Below are 3,501 nucleotides of genomic sequence, written 5' to 3'. Positions count from 1 at the left end.
AGATTAGAATAACGGTCTCGTGGGCTCGGAGATGTGTATAAGAGACAGCACCTCAATAGCAGCGGCAAAAGCAGAAATTTCCCAATTTCATATCCCAGCGGAAACCGGGGTGTTGATGCGCACCTCCGGCTCTACTACCGGAGAAGGAAAAATAGTGGCTCTCAGCTGGGAAAGTCTTATATATTCCGCACAAGTATCCCAGTTGGCAATGGGCGGAGCCGGAGCGTGGATCACGCGGCTTCCACTCCACCATATTGCCGGATTTCAAGCGGTACTACGCTCGGTATTATCTGGATATCGGCCTTTCTATGAGTACAGAGAGCCAGATTTGCTAGCGAAAGAAAAAATTGCGGGAATCCGGCGTATCTATCGCGCACAGGTGCCTACCCAACTGCAAGAAATGCTGGAAAATCCGCAGCTGCTGGCGCAGAATCCCGCGACGGCACTGCTAATAGGAGGCGCCGCTCTCCACACCGATTTACAAGCCGCGGCCCAGAGAGCCGGTCTTAATATCGTCACTAGTTACGGCATGACGGAGACGGGTGGAGGCTGTGTATACAACGGCTTAGCTATCGGCGATACCCAAATCGAAATAGCGGAAAATGGGCAGGTCTCTCTCGGCGGTAGCGTCGTAGCTCAAGGGTATTTAAAGAAAAAGACCGCTCCTCCGATAGAAGAAAAAGAATTTTCGCTGCGCGCCGGCACGCGATTCCACCATACTCGCGATTTAGGAAAATTTACGGCCAGCGGAAAGCTAGAAATTCTCGGCCGGATCGATGACGCCATTACCACCGGCGGCCTCACAATTATTCCGAAAATAGTGGAAGAAGCTATTACCGCCCGGTTTTCAACTGTGGCAGTGGTGGTAGGAGTTCCTAATAAAAAATGGGGAGAAGCAGCTATTGCTATTACCGAAAAGCCGCAGGTAGAAACAGCAGTGCGCAGCTACTTAAAAGAAAAATTTACGGGCGGCTGGGTGCCGAAGCGAGTAATAAGTTGGCTCGATTTAGCGGCGGTAGCGTTTGCGGAATTGCCTGCAAACTGGGATGAAAATTCTCCCCACTTCCCGCGCCTGGAATCTGGGAAAATTGATCGCCGGCAGCTACAACTCTGGGCAAAAGCCTATATGGAAAAGAATGTAGAATAGAGCGGCACGAAAAATAGAAGGAGAAATTGTGGCCACGCTGAACGATTGGTTAGAAGGAGCGCGTATTCGCACTCTTCCCGCTTCACTAGCGCCAGTATTCGCTGGATTAGGGGTAGCCCTAAATGAAGGAGCTTTTTCTTGGTTGCGAGCATTTTTAGCTCTCGGAGTGGCACTATTTCTGCAAATAGCCGTCAATTTTTTTAACGACTATTCCGACGGCATCCGCGGCACAGACAATTTCCGCAGTGGCCCTCCCCGTCTGACCGGAGGAGGAAAAGCTACCCCTCGCACCGTATTGGGAGCAGCGCTATTATCCCTAGTAGCAGCTGGAGTGTGCGGCCTAGTCCTGATTTGGCTCTGCGGAAAATGGTGGCTCTTAGGGGCCGGTTTAGCAGCTATGCTCGCCGCTTGGTTTTATACCGGCGGAAAACGACCCTACGGTTATGCTGGGTGGGGGGAAGTCTTCGTCCTCATTTTCTTTGGCTATATGGCGACGGTGGGCACCGTCTACACCCAAACCCTCACGGCGCCTCTATATAGCTGGATCAGCGGAACCGCTATGGGGCTAATCGCCTGCGCCTTACTTATGGTAAATAATATCCGCGATATTCCGACCGATGTGCAGAGCGGCAAACGTACTTTGGCCGTGCGGCTGGGGGATAAAAAAGCTCGAAAAGTTTTTGCTGTTTTCACCGCTTTACCGCCGCTTCTGCTAGTAATTTTTCTCGCCCCCAAATATCCACTCTTTTTGGGGTTGTTGGCCTTCATCCCGTGGGTATATAGAATTAACCGGCCGGTGCAAAGCGGAGCAAAAGGGAAAGACCTTATTTCGGCATTGAAAAAGACGGGACTTTACGAGTTATTCTTTTCCCTGGCGCTACTGCTGGCTTTCCTCTTAGCTACTAAAATACCCGCCACCGCCCCCTTAGGGATTACCGGATGGCTGGTGGGGAGTTGTGGACTTATTTTCTGCCTCATAGATATTGCCCAACCCATTCTGCATAAGAATTCCCGAGTATAGGCCAGAAACTCCCGCGCTGCTTGCAACAACTATCTTTCTCTGCGCTCAGAGCGTAGCTTATGGAATTTAGCTCCCTACTTCTACTAGAATGGCTGGTATGGCAAGAGTAGCAATTGTATTATTGGCGGCCACCGTCACTATCTATGCATTTATTGACTGTGCCCGCACCCCGGCCGAAGCGATGCCGGGGAAAATCAGTAAACCGCTCTGGCTACTTTTAACTGCCATTGCTCCACTGTTGGGAGCCTCGATTTGGCTGTTCTTTAAGTATCAAAAAGTGCTCACCTCCGAAACTCCTATCGGTGGAAAAGATTTATTGCAAAAGTTGTATCGCAGTGGCAATAAAAAGACGAAGGGGCCCTTGGCGCCGGATGACGATCCCGATTTTTTGGCACGCCTCGAAGCTCGGAATCGGCGCAAGGCTTTTGAAGAAAAGCAGCGAGCGCAAAATAAGAAAACGCCTACTGATTCAGAGCAAGACGAAAAAGACGAAGAATCCCCATCGCCTAGTAATCAGGCACAAGCAGAGCCGAATCCTCATACCGAGAGCACCGAAAAAACTGCCGAGCAGAAAGATGAAGACGACGGTAAAGGCCTCTACGGTTTCTAGCGCTACTTTACGGTTTCTAGCGCTACTTTTACTTTTCCGTCGTCTTTTTAGCCGCCACAGAGGTGCCAGGAGTCATATCTTGCGCCTGCTGCAGTAACTCAGCAGCAGGCTCCCAGTATTTCCACGAAACCAACTGATTATCTACGAAGCTCAAAGAAGTCACCGAAGCGAGAGCACATTCACGCTTCCGCGGATCGTGGAAATAAGGCTTCCCCTCAATGAAGAGCCGGAAAACCCAAATGGGTAGCTGGTGCGATACTAAAAGTACTTCTCCCCCGCGCCCTTGTTCTAAGCCATTTTTCACTGCCCGCGCCATGCGCTGTGATATCTCGTTATAGGGCTCTCCCCAGGAAGGACGGGCGGGGTTTATATAGCGTTTCCAAAAACGTGGATGGGCGAGCATACCGCGCTTATTAATGGATTCTCCCTCAAATTGATTACCCGCCTCGAGCAGATTTATATCTTGCTGCAGCGGCAACTGGAAAGCATCCGCCGTCGGTGTGCCGGTTTCTATCGCTCTTTCCAGTGGGGAGGTAATAACGGCGCGAATATCGTGACCTTGCGAAAATACTTCCGCTAAACGCTCTGCCATCGCATTTCCGAGCGCAGAAAGATGATAACCAGGGAGACGCCCGTAGAGAACCCCCTCCGGGTTGTGCACTTCCCCGTGCCGGACTAAATGCACAGTAGTTAAATCCATCTTTTATTCCTTTTCATCGGGCA

Annotated in this window: 4 protein-coding genes; 3 read left to right on the top strand and 1 reads right to left on the bottom strand. The window is 50.9% G+C overall.

The features are described 5' to 3' along the window. Window positions 1-31: 31 nt before the first annotated feature. The 3 genes from Q0X35_RS06220 (at window position 32) to Q0X35_RS06210 (ending at window position 2,778) form a co-directional block, all read left to right on the top strand. Window positions 32-1,147: an AMP-binding protein gene (locus Q0X35_RS06220; RefSeq protein WP_297566606.1), complete on the top strand. Its 1,116-nt coding sequence runs from the start codon at window positions 32-34 to the stop codon at window positions 1,145-1,147. A gap of 28 nt (window positions 1,148-1,175) precedes the next feature. Continuing rightward, a complete protein-coding gene (locus tag Q0X35_RS06215) occupies window positions 1,176-2,168 on the top strand; it encodes a 1,4-dihydroxy-2-naphthoate polyprenyltransferase (protein WP_297566605.1) in 993 nt (330 codons plus the stop codon). Window positions 2,169-2,265: 97 nt separating this feature from the next. Further along, the gene (locus Q0X35_RS06210) at window positions 2,266-2,778 is read left to right on the top strand and encodes a PLD nuclease N-terminal domain-containing protein (protein ID WP_297566599.1); all 513 of its coding nucleotides are present in this window, start codon (window positions 2,266-2,268) and stop codon (window positions 2,776-2,778) included. 28 nt (window positions 2,779-2,806) lie between these two features. On the opposite strand, the gene Q0X35_RS06205 is transcribed toward Q0X35_RS06210, so the two are convergent. After that, a complete protein-coding gene (locus Q0X35_RS06205) occupies window positions 2,807-3,478 on the bottom strand; it encodes a histidine phosphatase family protein (RefSeq protein WP_297566597.1) in 672 nt (223 codons plus the stop codon). Between the last annotated feature and the right edge of the window lie 23 nt (window positions 3,479-3,501).

Origin of the sequence: uncultured Arcanobacterium sp. (assembly GCF_947253055.1) — a bacterium.
GTDB lineage: Bacteria > Actinomycetota > Actinomycetes > Actinomycetales > Actinomycetaceae > Arcanobacterium_A.
The sequence above is the reverse complement of the archived record's forward strand: the minus strand, read 5'-3'. Positions and strand labels throughout refer to the sequence as shown.